Raw genomic sequence first — 14,582 nt, 5'->3', positions numbered from 1 at the left:
CACCGCCTGCGCCGATGACGGGATCAACGGCGCTTGGCGTTCTCCAGCGATACCTGATCGTTCAGGGTCCAGAAGTCGTACAGCACCCCCAGGAAGAACAGGCCGCCGGTGAACAGGTAGATCACCCCGCTCAGCCATTTGCCCTGGTACATGCGGTGCACGCCGAAAACCCCGAGGAAGGTCAGCAGAATCCAGGCCACGCTGTATTCCACCGGACCTGCGGTAAAGCGAAGGTCCGCTTCCCGGTCCATGGACGGGATCAGGAACAAGTCGATCAGCCAGCCAATGCCCAGCAGACCGAAGGTGAAGAACCAGATAGTCCCGGTCACCGGCTTGCCGTAATAGAAGCGGTGGGCCCCGGTAAAACCGAAAATCCACAACAGGTAACCGATCACCTTGCTGTGGGTGTCATGGGTGGATGCATCCTGACGATAGGTGTTCATTAAGTGCCTCTTTGCAGGTGATAGATAAATATTCTTAAAAACTTTGTGACTTTTTTACAGGCATTCGACGTGCGGGCAATGTTACCTTCTGTTCCGCCAAAGCCTTGTACTGCCTGACTTCTGACGGTTTTCTGCGTCAAGTTGCCACCTCTTTGCCGAAGTTGACCCCAAGGTTGAATCGACAAACGGCCACGGAAGTGACCTGAAAGCTGTTATAAAGTTGCGCGCTAACCAATAAGAGCCTTGCCTAATGCGTCCATTTTTCAAGACATGGCTAACCATTTGCCTATTAATGCCACTGGCCGCCCACGCCACCAACCGTGAGCAACGACTTCCCAACGTTAATGGCTACACCCCGAAACCTCACGTTTCGACGGTCACCGCCAAGAACAAGAGCACCATCAAGCACCCCACCCGCCTGAGCAAGGCCGACAGCAAGCTGGTGGCCAACAACGCCGGCCGGCCGAGCACCACGGTTCTCAGCCGCGCGGTCAATGTCCTCGGTACACCCTATCGTTGGGGCGGCAGCAGCCCAAGCAAAGGCTTCGACTGCAGCGGCCTGGTGCGCTACGCCTTCAACGATGTCGCCGCCGTGGACCTGCCACGCACCTCCAACGCCATGGCCAGCGGCCACGGGCAGAAGGTCGAGCGCAAGGACCTGAAGCCGGGCGACCTATTGTTCTTCAACATCAAGAGCCGCAAGGTCAACCACGTCGCCATCTACCTGGGCGAAGACCGCTTCATCCACGCCCCGCGGCGCGGCAAGGCAGTGACCATCGATACCCTGAAGAAGCCCTACTGGCAGAGCCACTACGTGGTTGCCAAGCGGGTCCTGCCCAAGGAGCACGCGCCCCTGCGGGTCGTGCAACGCTGATACCCCGCTTCGCCGGCAAGCCGGCTCCTGCACCCACCTGTAGGAGCCGGCTTGCCGGCGAATGCATTTCCAGCCCCGTCAAAAGCTCTCCGGCATCCGCGCCTGCTCCCGCGCCTGATCGCGGCTGATCAACCCCTGCCCGAGCAATGCCTTGAGGCTCATGTCCAGGGTGCGCATGCCCTGGGCGCCACCCGTCTGGATCGCCGAATACATCTGCGCCACCTTGTCCTCGCGGATCAGGTTACGGATCGCCGGGCTGCCCAGCATGATCTCGTGCGCCGCTACCCGGCCACCGCCCACCTTCTTCACCAGCACTTGCGCGACCACTGCCTGCAGCGACTCGGCCAGCATCGAGCGCACCAGGGCCTTTTCCTCCCCCGGAAACACGTCCACCAGCCGGTCGATGGTCTTGGCCGCCGACGAGGTGTGCAGGGTGGCCAGTACCAGGTGCCCGGTTTCCGCGGCGGTCAGGGCCAGGCGGATGGTTTCCAGGTCCCGCAGTTCGCCCAGCAGGATCACGTCGGGATCTTCCCGCAGCGCCGCACGCAAGGCCGTGGCGAAGCTCTGGGTATCGCGCTGCACTTCGCGCTGGTGCACCAGGCAGTTCTTCTGCGGATGCACGAATTCGATAGGGTCTTCGATGGTCAGGATGTGCTGCTGGCGGTGCTGGTTCAGGTGGTCGATCATCGCCGCCAGTGTGGTGGACTTGCCGCTGCCGGTGGGCCCGGTCACCAGCACCAGCCCGCGGGGCGCCTCGGTAATCTGCCGAAACACTTCCCCCAGCCCCAGCTCCTCCAGGCTCTGTACCCGCGCGGGAATCAGGCGCAGCACCGCACCGACACCACGGGCGTGCCGGAAGGCATTGACCCGAAACCGCGCCACACCCGGCAGTTCATAGGCGAAATCCAGGTCATTGCAGGCGGCGAACGCCTGGCGCTGTGCTTCGCTCATCAGTTCATGGATCAGCGCCTGCACCTGTGGCCCTTCCAGGGCCGGGCCCGGCAGCGGGCGAATATCGCCATCGATGCGCAACATCGGCGCCAGCCCGGCGGACAGATGCAGGTCCGAAGCGCCCCGGGAAGCGCTCAAGCGCAAGAGTTCGGTGATGTCCATAGTGCCCCCCAATTCCAGTAGAATGCCGCGAGCTTCAGACCCGCCCGCGCCTGGCAGATTCAATGGCCAGGCCGCGGACGATGCCCGACGCGACCCTTGAGCGTGGCTCGGGCCGGCGGAGAATCGAGGTCTGGTGGATTCACGCGGCAGCCGGTGGCCAGGGCCGCCGGTACTTTTGAGACGAAATCGAATGTCCACGATAGCAGACAACATTGCCCAGGTAGCCGAGCGCATCCGCAACGCCTGCCAGGCCGTACAGCGCGACCCGCACAGCGTCCAGCTGCTGGCCGTGAGCAAGACCAAGCCCGCCGCCGCCCTGCGCGAGGCCCATGCCGCCGGCCTGCGGGATTTCGGCGAGAACTACCTGCAGGAAGCCCTGGGCAAACAGCAGGAACTGGCCGACCTGCCCTTGAGTTGGCACTTCATCGGCCCCATTCAGTCGAACAAGACTCGTGCCATTGCCGAGCATTTTGACTGGGTGCACTCCGTGGATCGCTTGAAAATCGCCCAACGCCTGTCCGAACAACGCCCGGCCGAGTTACCGCCACTGAACATCTGCATCCAGGTGAACGTCAGTGGCGAAGCCAGCAAGTCCGGCTGCGCCCCGGCCGACCTGCCGGCCCTGGCCAGCGCCATCGGTGCCTTGCCACGCCTGCAACTGCGGGGGTTGATGGCGATTCCCGAGCCTACCGAGGACCGCGCTGCCCAGGACGCCGCCTTCGCCGCGGTACAACGCCTGAACAACGACCTGCGGGACAGCCTCAAGCTGCCCCTGGATACCCTTTCCATGGGCATGAGCCACGACCTCGAAGCGGCCATTGCCCAAGGCGCCACCTGGGTGCGGATCGGTACCGCGCTGTTTGGTGCCCGCGACTACAGTCAGTCCTGATGCGACTGACCCCGACCTCTTGTAAGGACCTGTCATGAACACGACTCGTATCGCTTTTATCGGTGCCGGCAACATGGCGGCCAGTCTCATCGGCGGCCTGCGGGCCAAAGGCCTGGAGGCCTCGCAGATCCGCGCCAGCGACCCGGGCGAGCAGACCCGAGCGAAAGTCGCGGCCGAACATGGCATCCAGGTATTTGCCGATAACGCCGAGGCCATCGAAGGCGTCGACGTGATCGTCCTGGCGGTCAAGCCCCAGGCCATGAAAGCCGTGTGCCAAGCCCTGCGCCCGAGCCTGAAGCCGCAACAGCTGGTGGTGTCCATCGCCGCCGGCATCACCTGTTCGAGCATGAACAGCTGGCTCGGCACCCAGCCCATCGTGCGCTGCATGCCCAACACCCCGGCACTGCTGCGCCAGGGTGTCAGCGGCCTGTACGCCACCGCCGAAGTCAGCGCCCAGCAACGCCAGCAGGCCGAGGAACTGCTGTCCGCCGTGGGTATCGCCCTGTGGCTGGACCAGGAGCAGCAACTGGACGCAGTGACTGCCGTCTCCGGCAGTGGCCCGGCGTATTTCTTCCTGCTGATCGAAGCCATGACCGCCGCCGGCGAGAAGCTCGGCCTGCCCCGGGAAACCGCCGCCCAGCTGACTCTGCAGACCGCCCTGGGCGCCGCCCACATGGCGGTCTCCAGTGACGTTGACGCCGCCGAGCTGCGCCGCCGCGTGACTTCACCGGCAGGCACCACGGAAGCGGCCATCAAGTCGTTCCAGGCCGGTGGCTTTGAAGCCCTCGTGGAAAAAGCATTGGGTGCCGCTGCGCACCGCTCGGCCGAAATGGCCGAACAACTGGGCCAATAAGGAGCCAATGATGATTGGATTGAACACCGCTGCGGTGTATGTGCTGCAAACCCTGGGCAGCCTGTACCTGCTGATCGTGCTGATGCGTTTCGTCCTGCAACTGGTGCGCGCCAACTTCTACAACCCGCTGTGCCAGTTCATCGTGCGGGCCACCCAGCCGCTGCTCAAGCCGATGCGCCGGGTCATCCCGAGCATCGGCGGCCTGGACATGTCCTCGCTGCTGCTGGCGATCCTGGTGCAACTGGCCCTGATGGCCCTGACCCTGCTGCTGACCTACGGCACCACCGGCAACCCGCTGCAACTGCTGATCTGGTCGATCATCGGCGTCACCGCGCTGTTCCTGAAGATCTTCTTCTTCGCCCTGATCATCAGCGTGATCCTGTCCTGGGTCGCCCCTGGCAGCCACAACCCCGGCGCCGAACTGGTGAACCAGATCTGCGAACCCGCCCTGGCCCCGTTCCGTCGCATCCTGCCGAGCATGGGCGGCCTGGATATCTCGCCGATCCTGGCATTCATGGTGCTCAAGCTGCTGGACATGCTGGTGATCAATAACCTGGCGGCCATGACCATGATGCCGGACATCCTGCGCCTGCTGATCTGACCCGGGCGGCCTGCATGAGTTATTACCGCTGGGACGGTGACGATCTGATCCTCGATTGCCACCTGCAACCCAAGGCCAGCAGCGACGAGTTCGCTGGCCTGCACGGCGAGCGGTTGAAGATCCGCCTCACCGCGCCACCAGTGGAAGGCAAGGCCAATGCGCACCTGATGGCGTTCCTGGCCAAGGCCTTTGGCATTCCCAAGAGCAACGTCAGCCTGGTCAGCGGCGAACTGAACCGGCAGAAGCGGGTGCGCCTGCAAGCGCCGAAAAAGCTGCCGGACCTGCCGGGGCTGGCTCGCCCCGCCTGATTCGCCGGCAAGCCGGCTCCTGCGCCCCATGTTCACTGCAGGAGCTGGATTGCCAGCGAAGCTCCCACGTCATTTCCCGCAACGAAACACAGCCCCGGGCTTTGCTTGCCGCTGGGGGCAGCGGTCTTTAGACTTACGCCTCATTTAAATGAGAGCAGGGTCGATGCCAACTGCCTTTCCCCCCGATTCTGTTGGTCTGGTCACGCCACAAATAGCGCACTTCAGCGAACCCCTGGCCCTGGCCTGCGGGCGCGCGCTGCCGGCCTACGACCTGATCTACGAAACCTACGGTCAGCTCAACGCCAGCGCCAGCAACGCGGTGCTGATCTGCCACGCCCTGTCCGGCCATCATCACGCCGCCGGCTACCACAGCGTCGACGACCGCAAGCCCGGTTGGTGGGACAGCTGCATCGGCCCGGGCAAGCCGATCGACACCAACAGGTTTTTCGTGGTCAGCCTCAACAACCTCGGCGGTTGCAACGGCTCCACCGGCCCCAGCAGCCTCAACCCGGACACCGGCAAGCCGTTCGGCGCCGACTTCCCGGTGCTTACCGTGGAAGACTGGGTACACAGCCAGGCGCGCCTGGCGGATCGCCTGGGCATCGACCAGTGGGCTGCAGTGATCGGCGGCAGCCTCGGCGGCATGCAGGCCCTGCAATGGACCATCACCTACCCGGACCGTGTACGGCACTGCCTGGCCATCGCCTCGGCGCCCAAGCTCTCGGCGCAGAACATCGCCTTCAACGAAGTGGCGCGCCAGGCGATCCTCACCGACCCGGAATTCCACGGCGGCTCGTTCCAGGAACAGGGGGTGATCCCCAAGCGCGGGCTGATGCTGGCGCGAATGGTCGGCCATATCACTTACCTGTCCGACGACTCCATGGGCGAGAAATTCGGCCGTGGGCTCAAGAGCGAGAAGCTCAACTACGACTTCCACAGCGTCGAGTTCCAGGTGGAAAGCTACCTGCGCTACCAGGGCGAGGAGTTCTCCGGGCGTTTCGATGCCAACACCTACCTGCTGATGACCAAGGCCCTGGACTACTTCGACCCGGCGGCCAACTGCGACGACGACCTGGCCAAGACCTTCGCCCATGCCACCGCCAAGTTCTGCGTGATGTCCTTCACCACCGACTGGCGCTTCTCCCCGGCCCGCTCCCGGGAACTGGTGGATGCATTGATGGCCGCACGCAAGGACGTCTGCTACCTGGAGATCGACGCACCGCAGGGGCATGACGCCTTCCTGATCCCGATCCCGCGCTACCTGCAGGCGTTCAGCCACTACATGAACCGCATTACCTTGTGAGGACACGATGAGAGCCGATCTGGAAATCATCCAGGAATGGATCCCCGCCGGCAGCCGCGTCCTCGACCTGGGCTGCGGTAACGGCGAGCTGCTGAGCTGGCTGCAGGAGCACAAGCAGGTCACCGGCTATGGCCTGGAAAACGACCCGGACAACATCGCCGAGTGCGTGGCCAAGGGCATCAACGTGATCGAGCAGGACCTGGACAAGGGCCTGGGCAACTTTGCCAGCAACAGCTTCGACATCGTGGTCATGACCCAGGCCCTGCAAGCCGTGCACTACCCGGACAAGATCCTCGACGAAATGCTCCGGGTCGGCCGCCAGTGCATCATCACCTTCCCCAATTTCGGTCACTGGCGCTGCCGCTGGTACCTGGCCAGCAAGGGGCGGATGCCGGTCTCGGAGTTCCTCCCGTACACCTGGTACAACACGCCGAACATCCACTTCTGCACCTTCGAGGACTTCGAAGAACTGTGCCGCGAGCGGCAAGCCCGGGTGATCAACCGCCTTGCCGTCGATCAACAACACCGCCATGGGTGGGCCAGTAAGCTATGGCCTAATCTCTTAGGAGAGATCGGCATCTACCGCGTCAGCAGTCCCGGCCTGCAAGATCACAAGGTCGCGGTATAAACCACGTTGCATCGAGGAGAACCATCATGGGACGTCTGGTTACATTTCTACTGGCTGCCTGCCTGAGCGTCAGCGCCCTGGCGGCGGACCCGATCAAGGGCGAACGCCAGGAAGTGTTCGGTGACATCACCGTGCACTACAACACCTTCAACTCCACCTACCTGCAGCCTGATATCGCCAGGGCGGCGGAGCTGGTCCGCAGCAAGAACCAGGGCGTGATCAACGTTTCCCTGATCAAGGACGGCAAGCCGCTGGTCGGCCAGGTCAGTGGCACGGTCAAGGACCTGACCAGCAAGAGCATCCCGCTGAAATTCCGCCAGATCACCGAGCAGGGCGCGATCTACTACATCGCCCAGTTCCCGGTGGAGCAGCAGGAAAACCGTACGTTCACCATCAATGTGCAGACTGGCGGTGACACCAACAGCTTCAGCTTCAACCAAGAGCTATTCCCGGGCGAATAATGAACCTCACGCAACTCGTACTGGCCAGCCATAACGCCGGCAAACTCAAAGAACTCCAGGCCATGCTCGGCGCTTCGGTGCAATTGCGCTCGATCGGCGAGTTCAGCAGCGTCGAGCCGGAAGAAACCGGCCTGTCGTTCGTCGAAAACGCCATCCTCAAGGCGCGCAATGCCGCACGCATTTCCGGCTTGCCGGCACTGGCCGACGACTCCGGCCTGGCAGTGGACTTCCTCGGTGGCGCCCCGGGCATCTACTCGGCCCGCTACGCCGACGGCCAGGGCGACTCGGCGAACAACGCCAAGCTGCTCGAAGCCCTCAAGGATGTCCCGCAAGCCGAGCGCGGTGCGCAGTTCGTCTGCGTCCTGGCACTGGTACGGCACGCCGACGATCCGCTGCCGATCCTCTGCGAAGGCCTGTGGCACGGGCGCATCCTTACCGCCGCCAGCGGCGAGCACGGCTTCGGCTACGACCCGCTGTTCTGGGTGCCGGAACGCAACTGCTCCAGCGCCGAACTGGGCCCCGAGGAGAAAAACCAGCTCAGCCACCGCGCCCGCGCCATGGCCATTCTGCGGCAACGCCTGGGCCTGAAATGAGCCACGAGCCCTCCGCGTCGCCGCTGATTCTCGGCGGCGCGCATACGCCCCGGGCGGCGCTGCCCCAGTTGCCGCCCCTGGCGCTGTACATCCACATCCCGTGGTGTGTACGCAAATGCCCCTACTGCGACTTCAACTCCCACGCGGCCAGCCCGACGCTACCGGAAGAGGAGTACGTCGACGCCCTGCTGGCCGACCTCGACCAGGACCTGCACGCCGTGCACGGTCGCGAGCTGAGCTCGATCTTCTTCGGCGGCGGCACCCCGAGCCTGTTCAGCGCCCAGGCCCTGGGTCGGCTGCTCAAGGGCGTGGAACAGCGCATCCGGTTTGCCCCCGACATCGAAATCACCCTGGAAGCCAACCCCGGGACCTTCGAGCAGGAAAAATTCACCGCCTACCGCGCCCTGGGCATCAACCGCCTGTCCATCGGCATCCAGAGTTTCCAGGAACAGAAGCTCAAGGCCCTGGGCCGCATCCACAACGGCGATGAAGCGATTCGCGCCGCTGGCATGGCGCGCCAGGCCGGGTTCGACAACTTCAACCTGGACCTGATGCACGGCCTGCCGGACCAGTCCCTGGACGATGCCCTGGGCGACCTGCGCCAGGCCATTGCGATGAAGCCGACCCACCTGTCCTGGTACCAGCTGACCCTGGAGCCCAACACGGTGTTCTGGAACCAGCCACCGGTACTGCCGGAAGACGACACCCTGTGGGACATCCAGGAAGCCGGACAGGCCCTGCTGGCCGAACACGGCTATGCCCAGTACGAAGTCTCGGCCTACGCCCAGCCCGGGCGCGCGGCGCGGCACAACCTGAACTACTGGAGCTTTGGCGACTTCATCGGGATCGGCGCCGGTGCCCACGGCAAACTCAGCCACCCGGACGGGCGCATCCTGCGCACCTGGAAGACCCGCCTGCCCAAGGACTACCTGAACCCGGCCAAGCAGTTCAAGGCGGGCGAGAAGGCCCTGGGCAACGAAGAGCTGCCGTTCGAGTTCCTGATGAACGCCCTGCGCCTCACCGATGGCGTGGACGCTGCGCTGTTCGCCCAACGCACCGGCCTGGACCTGGGCAGCCTCGCCGAAGGCCGGCGCCAGGCCGAACAAAGCGGCTTGTTGCAGGTCGAACCGTCACGCCTGGCGGCCACGGCCCGCGGGCAACTTTTTCTCAATGACCTGCTGCAATACTTTCTGATCTAAGGAAATCACATGGATCTGGTACTCGACCTGCTCGCCACCGTGTCCCGCTGGAGTCGCAGCAACCTCTCGGAAATCGCCCTGGCACTGGTGGGCTGCCTGCTGGTGCTGTTCGGCGCGGACATCAAGGGCTGGGTCGAACAGCGCCTGGGCGGCATCGCCGGCGCCCTGCGGGTGCCGCTGATGGCCCTGCTGTGCATGGTCGGCAGCGGCCTGGCGCTGATCTACGCCACACCGTGGATCGTCCGCGGCCTGAGCCAGTTCAACAACTACAGCCTGGCGCCAGTGCTGTTGGTGGTGCTGGTGCTGATTGGCGTGGTCGCTGATCGTCGTTAATTCGCAGGGCCCCTTCGCCGGCAAGCCGGCTCCTACACCAAGCCGGCGAACGCAATCCAACGGCTGCCCCCGTTATCAAGGAAGAACATGAGCAAGAAAGTCATCGAGGACACCAGCAAGTTCCTCAGCTATGTGCTGCGCCACGAGCCCCAGGCCATCGGCCTGGAACTGGACAGCGAAGGCTGGGGCGATATCGACGCGCTGATCAGCGGTGCGGCCAAGAACGGCCGGCAACTGAGCCGGGAACTGATCGAGCTGGTGGTCGAAGGCAACGACAAGAAGCGCTTCGCCCTCTCGGCTGACAGCCGGCGGATTCGTGCCGTTCAGGGGCATTCCAACAAGGCCGTGCAATTGCAGCTTGAGGCAAAGCAACCGCCCGCCTTGCTCTACCACGGCACCGCCACACGCTTCATGGATTCGATCAACGAGAAGGGGCTGATCCCGGGTTCACGGCACCACGTGCACCTGTCCCAGGAAATCGACACCGCCCGGGCCGTGGGCCAACGCTATGGCAAGGTGGTGATCCTGCAGATCGACGCCCAGGCCATGCAGGCCCAGGGTTTCACCTTCTATCAGGCAGAGAATGGGGTGTGGCTGACCGACCAGGTGCCGGTCGGCTTCATCAAAGCCCTGTAGGAGCCAGCTGGTTGGCGAAGGCGACCTTGAAGGCCTCTTCGCTGGCAAGCGGAACGCCGCCCGGCAGCTCCTACAGCAGCGTGTCCGCGAGGCTCAGGCGAGCTTTTCGAACTTCAAATCCCACACGCCGTGGCCCAGGCGCTCGCCGCGACGCTCGAACTTGGTGATCGGGCGTTCGGCCGGGCGCGGTACACACTTGCCGTCTTCGGCCAGGTTGCGATAACCCGGGGCGACGTTCATCACCTCCAGCATGTATTCGGCATAGGGCTCCCAGTCGGTGGCCATGTGCAGAATGCCGCCAACCTTGAGCTTGCTGCGCACCAGCTCGGCGAAGGAAGCCTGGACGATGCGGCGCTTGTGGTGCCGGCTCTTGTGCCACGGATCGGGGAAGAACAGCATCAGCCGGTCCAGGCTGTTGTCGGCGATGCAGCAGTTGAGCACCTCGATGGCATCGCAATCGTAGACCCGCAGGTTGGTCAGGCCCTGGGTCAGCACGCCATTGAGCAGCGCGCCGACACCCGGGCGGTGAACCTCAACGCCGATGAAATCCTGCTCCGGGGCCGCTGCGGCCATTTCCAGCAGCGAGTGGCCCATGCCGAAGCCGATTTCCAGGGAGCGCGGTGCCGAACGGCCGAACACCTGGTCGTAATCCACCGGGGCGTCGGCCAGGGGCAGCACGTACAGCGGCGCGCCCTGGTCCAGGCCGCGCTGCTGGCCCTCGGTCATGCGCCCGGCGCGCATCACGAAACTCTTGATGCGGCGGTGTTGGCGCTCGTCGCCGGCTTCCGGCTGGATTGGCGTGTCGTTTGATTCAGTCATCAATGGCTCTTACTTGATCAGACCATCCAGCGGCGAAGAGGCGCTGGCATAGAGTTTCTTCGGCATGCGACCGGCGAGGTACGCCAGGCGGCCCGCGACAATTGCGTGTTTCATGGCTTCGGCCATCATCACCGGCTGCTGCGCGTGGGCGATGGCCGAGTTCATCAGCACCGCCTCACACCCCAGCTCCATGGCGATGGTGGCGTCGGAAGCGGTACCGACACCGGCATCCACCAGTACCGGAACCTTGGCTTCTTCAAGGATGATCTGCAGGTTGTACGGGTTGCAGATCCCCAGCCCGGTGCCAATCAGGCCCGCCAGGGGCATGACCGCGATGCAGCCCATTTCCGCCAGCTGGCGGGCGATGATCGGATCATCGCTGGTGTAGACCATCACGTCGAAACCTTCCTTGACCAGCACTTCGGCGGCCTTGAGGGTTTCCAGCACGTTGGGGAACAGGGTCTTCTGGTCGGCCAGGACTTCCAGCTTCACCAGGTTGTGGCCATCCAGAAGCTCACGGGCCAGGCGGCAGGTGCGCACGGCCTCGACCGCGTCATAGCAGCCGGCGGTGTTGGGCAGGATGGTGTAGCGATCCGGCGGCAGGATATCCAGCAGGTTCGGTTCGCCCGGGTTCTGGCCGATATTGGTCCGGCGCACGGCAACGGTCACGATCTCGGCACCCGAGGCCTCGATGGCCAGGCGGGTTTCTTCCATGTCGCGGTACTTGCCGGTGCCTACCAGCAAACGCGACTGGTACGTCCGACCGGCCAGGACGAAAGGCTTGTCACTACGAACGTTGCTCATCGGAAATCCTCTGTTGGGGTGAGGTTCTTGCAGAATTCTTTATCAGGCCCGGGGCGCTGGTGACCCTCGATCCGGGGCCGGTGAAAGCATGTCGTCCATGAAAGGGCCCGGAATCGGGCCAGGGCGCTGCGCAGATGAGCAGCAGCGCTATTGAAGCCAGTGACTAGCCGCCGCCGATGGCGTGGACCACTTCAACCTGGTCACCTTCGTTGAGGGCGGTTTCGGCGTGCTGGCTGCGCGGAACGATATCCAGGTTGAGTTCCACCGCGATCCGCCGTCCGGTGAGTTCCAGATGGCTCAGCAGGGCCGCAACGGTCGAGCCGTCGGGCAGTTCAAAGGATTCACCGTTCAACTGAATGCGCATGCCAAGGCCGCCATCATTTTTAGGGGCCAGCATTCTAGCCCGATCATGACCTAAAGGTCAGCTACAAGCGTCAGCCGGCGACTTGCAGGCGCCAGGCGGCAAGCCCCAGAAGGAACCAGCCGACCAGGAAGGCCACACCGCCGAAGGGGGTGATGATCCCCAGCTTGCTGGTGCCAGTCAGGGTCAGCAGGTACAGGCTACCGGAGAACAGCAGGATGCCCAGGGTGAAGGCAGCGCCGGCCCAGGTCACCAGCCGCCCGGGAATATGAGCCGCCAGCAAAGCGACGCCGAACAACGCCAGGGCATGCACCAGTTGATAGGTAACACCTGTATGAAAAATAGCCAGGTAGTCCGTGCTCAGGCGGTTTTTAAGACCGTGGGCGGCGAAAGCGCCAAGGGCAACCCCGGTGAAACCGAAGAAGGCGGCCAGCATCAGGAAGCCACGCAACATGAGGAACTCCAGTCAGATTCAGCACAAAGGGTCTGTATAATGGCGCGCTCAACGGGTTCGGCCAAGCCATCTCTATGCTGCGTTATCTGTTTCGTCGTCTTGTAAAAGCCTTGATGTGGTTCATGGTCGGCAGCGTCCTGCTGGTGCTGCTGTTGCGTTTCGTACCGCCACCGGGCACCGCCCTGATGGTAGAGCGCAAGATCGAGTCCTGGGTCGACAACGACCCCATCGACCTGCAGCACACCTGGAAGCCTTGGGATGAAATCTCCGACAACCTCAAGGTGGCGGTGATCGCCGGCGAGGATCAGAAATTCCCCGAGCACTGGGGCTTCGATATCGATGCAATCCAGGCAGCGTTGATCCACAACGAAAGGGGCGGCTCGATCCGTGGCGCCAGTACCCTGAGCCAGCAAGTGTCGAAAAACCTGTTCCTGTGGTCCGGCCGCAGCTACCTGCGCAAGGGACTGGAAGCCTGGTTCACCGCGCTGATCGAAGTGTTCTGGCCCAAGCAGCGGATTCTTGAGGTCTACCTCAACAGTGTCGAATGGGATGAAGGGGTGTTCGGGGCAGAAGCCGCGGCGCGCCATCACTTCGGCGTCAGCGCGGCCAATCTGTCACGCCAGCAAGCCAGCCTGCTAGCCGCTGTCCTGCCCAACCCAAGGGTGTGGAGCGCAGCACGTCCCAGCACTTATGTGATGCAGCGGGCGGGCTGGGTTCGGCGGCAGATGAGCCAGTTGGGTGGAGCCGATTACTTGAATCGGCTGAACGAGTCGCGCAGGGCGCCCTGGGCGGAGTAACCCGGATTTGGCTTTGCGCCGGTTCTTCTTGAGCATGTTCGAGATGGGTGCTGGGCTGGGGATTCGCCGGCAAGCCGGCTCCTACGCCAACCGCACAAACAAAAACGCCCCGAGGTAATCGGGGCGTTTTGCATGACGCTTCAGGCTTAAGCGGCGATGGACAGTTTCAGCTTGTTCATCGCGCTTTTTTCCAGCTGGCGAATCCGCTCGGCCGAAACGTTGTACTTCTGCGCCAGGTCGTGCAGCGTGGCTTTCTCTTCGGCCAGCCAGCGCTGGTAGAGGATGTCACGGCTGCGTTCGTCCAGCACTTCCAGGGCTTCGTGCAGGTTGCTGGTGGAGTTGTCGCTCCAGTCGGCATCCTCAAGTTGCAGCGCCGGGTCGTAGCGGTGGTCTTCCAGGTAGTTGGCTGGCGACTGGAAGGCGCTGTCGTCGTCCGCTTCCGCAGCCGGATCGAACGCCATGTCCTGGCCGGTCAGCCGGCTTTCCATTTCCCGCACTTCACGAGGCTCCACGCCCAGGCTTTCCGCCACGCGGTGAACTTCTTCGTTGTTCAGCCAGGCCAGACGCTTCTTCTGGCTGCGCAGGTTGAAGAACAGCTTGCGCTGCGCCTTGGTGGTAGCAACCTTCACAATCCGCCAGTTACGCAGGATGAACTCGTGAATTTCCGCCTTGATCCAGTGCACGGCAAAGGACACCAGGCGCACACCCATTTCAGGGTTGAAGCGCTTCACGGCTTTCATCAGGCCAACGTTGCCTTCCTGGATCAGGTCAGCCTGGGCCAACCCGTAGCCGGAATAGCTACGGGCGATATGTACGACAAAACGCAGGTGGGCGAGCACCATCTGCCGAGCCGCCTCAAGATCCTGCTCATAGTAGAGACTCTCGGCCAGTTCACGCTCCTGCTCGGGTGTCAGCAATGGAATGCTGTTCACCGTGTGCACATAAGCCTCCAGGTTTGCGCCTGGAACCAATGCGTAAGCAGGTTGCAAAGAAGTGGTCATACGAAAAAACCTCCGACTCACATAACTCGTGCCGTTCAGCACTGCGAAAATTGACCGGAAACCGCGAAACAAGTTCCCAAAAATGCTGAAAGGTCAATACAAGCAAAAAGAT

Annotated in this window: 20 protein-coding genes; 13 read left to right on the top strand and 7 right to left on the bottom strand. The window is 63.1% G+C overall.

Features of this window, described 5'->3' with window-relative positions; genetic code table 11:
• Positions 1-23: 23 nt before the first annotated feature.
• The gene (locus AC1RMG_RS23530) at positions 24-443 is read right to left on the bottom strand and encodes an NINE protein (protein WP_011064009.1); all 420 of its coding nucleotides are present in this window, start codon (positions 441-443) and stop codon (positions 24-26) included.
• Between the two features lie 250 nt (positions 444-693).
• Between AC1RMG_RS23530 and AC1RMG_RS23525 the strand changes: the two genes are divergently transcribed.
• Positions 694-1,317: a C40 family peptidase gene (locus AC1RMG_RS23525; RefSeq protein ID WP_011064010.1), complete on the top strand. Its 624-nt coding sequence runs from the start codon at positions 694-696 to the stop codon at positions 1,315-1,317.
• 78 nt (positions 1,318-1,395) lie between these two features.
• On the opposite strand, the gene AC1RMG_RS23520 is transcribed toward AC1RMG_RS23525, so the two are convergent.
• Complete coding sequence (locus tag AC1RMG_RS23520; RefSeq protein ID WP_019095287.1) at positions 1,396-2,430, bottom strand: type IV pilus twitching motility protein PilT; 1,035 nt, start codon at positions 2,428-2,430, stop codon at positions 1,396-1,398.
• 190 nt (positions 2,431-2,620) lie between these two features.
• Between AC1RMG_RS23520 and AC1RMG_RS23515 the strand changes: the two genes are divergently transcribed.
• The 11 genes from AC1RMG_RS23515 (at position 2,621) to AC1RMG_RS23465 (ending at position 10,234) form a co-directional block, all read left to right on the top strand.
• A complete protein-coding gene (locus tag AC1RMG_RS23515; protein WP_011064012.1) occupies positions 2,621-3,319 on the top strand; it encodes a YggS family pyridoxal phosphate-dependent enzyme in 699 nt (232 codons plus the stop codon).
• A gap of 34 nt (positions 3,320-3,353) precedes the next feature.
• Positions 3,354-4,172: a pyrroline-5-carboxylate reductase gene (gene proC, locus AC1RMG_RS23510; RefSeq protein WP_015637369.1), complete on the top strand. Its 819-nt coding sequence runs from the start codon at positions 3,354-3,356 to the stop codon at positions 4,170-4,172.
• Positions 4,173-4,182: 10 nt separating this feature from the next.
• Positions 4,183-4,773, top strand: a complete 591-nt coding sequence (locus AC1RMG_RS23505) for a YggT family protein (RefSeq protein WP_011064014.1) — start codon at positions 4,183-4,185, stop codon at positions 4,771-4,773.
• A 14-nt stretch (positions 4,774-4,787) separates the two neighbouring features.
• Positions 4,788-5,081: a DUF167 domain-containing protein gene (locus tag AC1RMG_RS23500; RefSeq protein WP_011064015.1), complete on the top strand. Its 294-nt coding sequence runs from the start codon at positions 4,788-4,790 to the stop codon at positions 5,079-5,081.
• A 163-nt stretch (positions 5,082-5,244) separates the two neighbouring features.
• Positions 5,245-6,384: a homoserine O-succinyltransferase MetX gene (metX, locus tag AC1RMG_RS23495; RefSeq protein WP_041752663.1), complete on the top strand. Its 1,140-nt coding sequence runs from the start codon at positions 5,245-5,247 to the stop codon at positions 6,382-6,384.
• Between the two features lie 7 nt (positions 6,385-6,391).
• Positions 6,392-7,012, top strand: coding sequence for a methionine biosynthesis protein MetW (gene metW / locus AC1RMG_RS23490; RefSeq protein ID WP_011064017.1), 621 nt, complete (start codon positions 6,392-6,394; stop codon positions 7,010-7,012).
• A gap of 26 nt (positions 7,013-7,038) precedes the next feature.
• A complete protein-coding gene (locus AC1RMG_RS23485; RefSeq protein ID WP_011064018.1) occupies positions 7,039-7,473 on the top strand; it encodes a DUF4426 domain-containing protein in 435 nt (144 codons plus the stop codon).
• Positions 7,470-8,066, top strand: coding sequence for an RdgB/HAM1 family non-canonical purine NTP pyrophosphatase (gene rdgB, locus AC1RMG_RS23480; RefSeq protein WP_041752666.1), 597 nt, complete (start codon positions 7,470-7,472; stop codon positions 8,064-8,066). The genes AC1RMG_RS23485 and rdgB overlap by 4 nt, the downstream gene beginning before the upstream one ends.
• The gene (gene hemW / locus AC1RMG_RS23475; RefSeq protein ID WP_072443572.1) at positions 8,063-9,265 is read left to right on the top strand and encodes a radical SAM family heme chaperone HemW; all 1,203 of its coding nucleotides are present in this window, start codon (positions 8,063-8,065) and stop codon (positions 9,263-9,265) included. The genes rdgB and hemW overlap by 4 nt, the downstream gene beginning before the upstream one ends.
• A gap of 9 nt (positions 9,266-9,274) precedes the next feature.
• Positions 9,275-9,598, top strand: coding sequence for a DUF3392 domain-containing protein (locus tag AC1RMG_RS23470; RefSeq protein ID WP_011064021.1), 324 nt, complete (start codon positions 9,275-9,277; stop codon positions 9,596-9,598).
• Positions 9,599-9,685: 87 nt separating this feature from the next.
• Positions 9,686-10,234, top strand: a complete 549-nt coding sequence (locus AC1RMG_RS23465) for an RNA 2'-phosphotransferase (protein WP_410036785.1) — start codon at positions 9,686-9,688, stop codon at positions 10,232-10,234.
• A gap of 93 nt (positions 10,235-10,327) precedes the next feature.
• On the opposite strand, the gene trmB is transcribed toward AC1RMG_RS23465, so the two are convergent.
• The 4 genes from trmB to AC1RMG_RS23445 form a co-directional block, all read right to left on the bottom strand.
• Positions 10,328-11,053: a tRNA (guanosine(46)-N7)-methyltransferase TrmB gene (gene trmB / locus AC1RMG_RS23460; protein WP_493170369.1), complete on the bottom strand. Its 726-nt coding sequence runs from the start codon at positions 11,051-11,053 to the stop codon at positions 10,328-10,330.
• Between the two features lie 9 nt (positions 11,054-11,062).
• On the bottom strand, positions 11,063-11,857 hold the full coding sequence (locus AC1RMG_RS23455) for a thiazole synthase (protein WP_011064024.1): 795 nt from the start codon (positions 11,855-11,857) through the stop codon (positions 11,063-11,065).
• A 163-nt stretch (positions 11,858-12,020) separates the two neighbouring features.
• Positions 12,021-12,221 carry a sulfur carrier protein ThiS gene (gene thiS / locus AC1RMG_RS23450; RefSeq protein ID WP_011064025.1) on the bottom strand — a complete coding sequence of 67 codons (201 nt, stop codon included), beginning with the start codon at positions 12,219-12,221 and terminating at the stop codon, positions 12,021-12,023.
• A 70-nt stretch (positions 12,222-12,291) separates the two neighbouring features.
• On the bottom strand, positions 12,292-12,672 hold the full coding sequence (locus AC1RMG_RS23445; protein ID WP_011064026.1) for a DUF423 domain-containing protein: 381 nt from the start codon (positions 12,670-12,672) through the stop codon (positions 12,292-12,294).
• Positions 12,673-12,746: 74 nt separating this feature from the next.
• Here AC1RMG_RS23445 and mtgA point away from each other — a divergent pair, with 74 nt between their 5' ends.
• Positions 12,747-13,469, top strand: coding sequence for a monofunctional biosynthetic peptidoglycan transglycosylase (mtgA, locus tag AC1RMG_RS23440; RefSeq protein ID WP_401333067.1), 723 nt, complete (start codon positions 12,747-12,749; stop codon positions 13,467-13,469).
• Positions 13,470-13,615: 146 nt separating this feature from the next.
• Here the strand turns inward: mtgA and rpoH are convergent, their stop codons facing one another.
• The gene (gene rpoH, locus AC1RMG_RS23435) at positions 13,616-14,470 is read right to left on the bottom strand and encodes an RNA polymerase sigma factor RpoH (RefSeq protein ID WP_011064028.1); all 855 of its coding nucleotides are present in this window, start codon (positions 14,468-14,470) and stop codon (positions 13,616-13,618) included.
• Positions 14,471-14,582 lie beyond the last annotated feature (112 nt).

Source organism: Pseudomonas sp. GW822-FHT04H02, from assembly GCF_058800645.1.
This window is presented reverse-complemented; position numbering and strand designations above follow the sequence as displayed.

Excerpts from the sequence above, each read along its gene's own strand:
- AC1RMG_RS23455 (WP_011064024.1), bottom strand. The coding sequence starts at position 11,857 with ATGAGCAACGTTCGTAGTGACAAGCCTTTCGTCCTGGCCGGTCGGACG.
- AC1RMG_RS23485 (WP_011064018.1), top strand. The coding sequence starts at position 7,039 with ATGGGACGTCTGGTTACATTTCTACTGGCTGCCTGCCTGAGCGTCAGC.
- AC1RMG_RS23500 (WP_011064015.1), top strand. The coding sequence starts at position 4,788 with ATGAGTTATTACCGCTGGGACGGTGACGATCTGATCCTCGATTGCCAC.
- proC (WP_015637369.1), top strand. The coding sequence starts at position 3,354 with ATGAACACGACTCGTATCGCTTTTATCGGTGCCGGCAACATGGCGGCC.
- mtgA (WP_401333067.1), top strand. The coding sequence starts at position 12,747 with ATGCTGCGTTATCTGTTTCGTCGTCTTGTAAAAGCCTTGATGTGGTTC.
- AC1RMG_RS23465 (WP_410036785.1), top strand. The coding sequence starts at position 9,686 with ATGAGCAAGAAAGTCATCGAGGACACCAGCAAGTTCCTCAGCTATGTG.
- metW (WP_011064017.1), top strand. The coding sequence starts at position 6,392 with ATGAGAGCCGATCTGGAAATCATCCAGGAATGGATCCCCGCCGGCAGC.
- AC1RMG_RS23525 (WP_011064010.1), top strand. The coding sequence starts at position 694 with ATGCGTCCATTTTTCAAGACATGGCTAACCATTTGCCTATTAATGCCA.
- thiS (WP_011064025.1), bottom strand. The coding sequence starts at position 12,221 with ATGCGCATTCAGTTGAACGGTGAATCCTTTGAACTGCCCGACGGCTCG.
- hemW (WP_072443572.1), top strand. The coding sequence starts at position 8,063 with ATGAGCCACGAGCCCTCCGCGTCGCCGCTGATTCTCGGCGGCGCGCAT.
- AC1RMG_RS23445 (WP_011064026.1), bottom strand. The coding sequence starts at position 12,672 with ATGTTGCGTGGCTTCCTGATGCTGGCCGCCTTCTTCGGTTTCACCGGG.
- AC1RMG_RS23470 (WP_011064021.1), top strand. The coding sequence starts at position 9,275 with ATGGATCTGGTACTCGACCTGCTCGCCACCGTGTCCCGCTGGAGTCGC.
- metX (WP_041752663.1), top strand. The coding sequence starts at position 5,245 with ATGCCAACTGCCTTTCCCCCCGATTCTGTTGGTCTGGTCACGCCACAA.
- AC1RMG_RS23520 (WP_019095287.1), bottom strand. The coding sequence starts at position 2,430 with ATGGACATCACCGAACTCTTGCGCTTGAGCGCTTCCCGGGGCGCTTCG.
- trmB (WP_493170369.1), bottom strand. The coding sequence starts at position 11,053 with ATGACTGAATCAAACGACACGCCAATCCAGCCGGAAGCCGGCGACGAG.
- AC1RMG_RS23530 (WP_011064009.1), bottom strand. The coding sequence starts at position 443 with ATGAACACCTATCGTCAGGATGCATCCACCCATGACACCCACAGCAAG.
- rpoH (WP_011064028.1), bottom strand. The coding sequence starts at position 14,470 with ATGACCACTTCTTTGCAACCTGCTTACGCATTGGTTCCAGGCGCAAAC.
- AC1RMG_RS23515 (WP_011064012.1), top strand. The coding sequence starts at position 2,621 with ATGTCCACGATAGCAGACAACATTGCCCAGGTAGCCGAGCGCATCCGC.
- AC1RMG_RS23505 (WP_011064014.1), top strand. The coding sequence starts at position 4,183 with ATGATTGGATTGAACACCGCTGCGGTGTATGTGCTGCAAACCCTGGGC.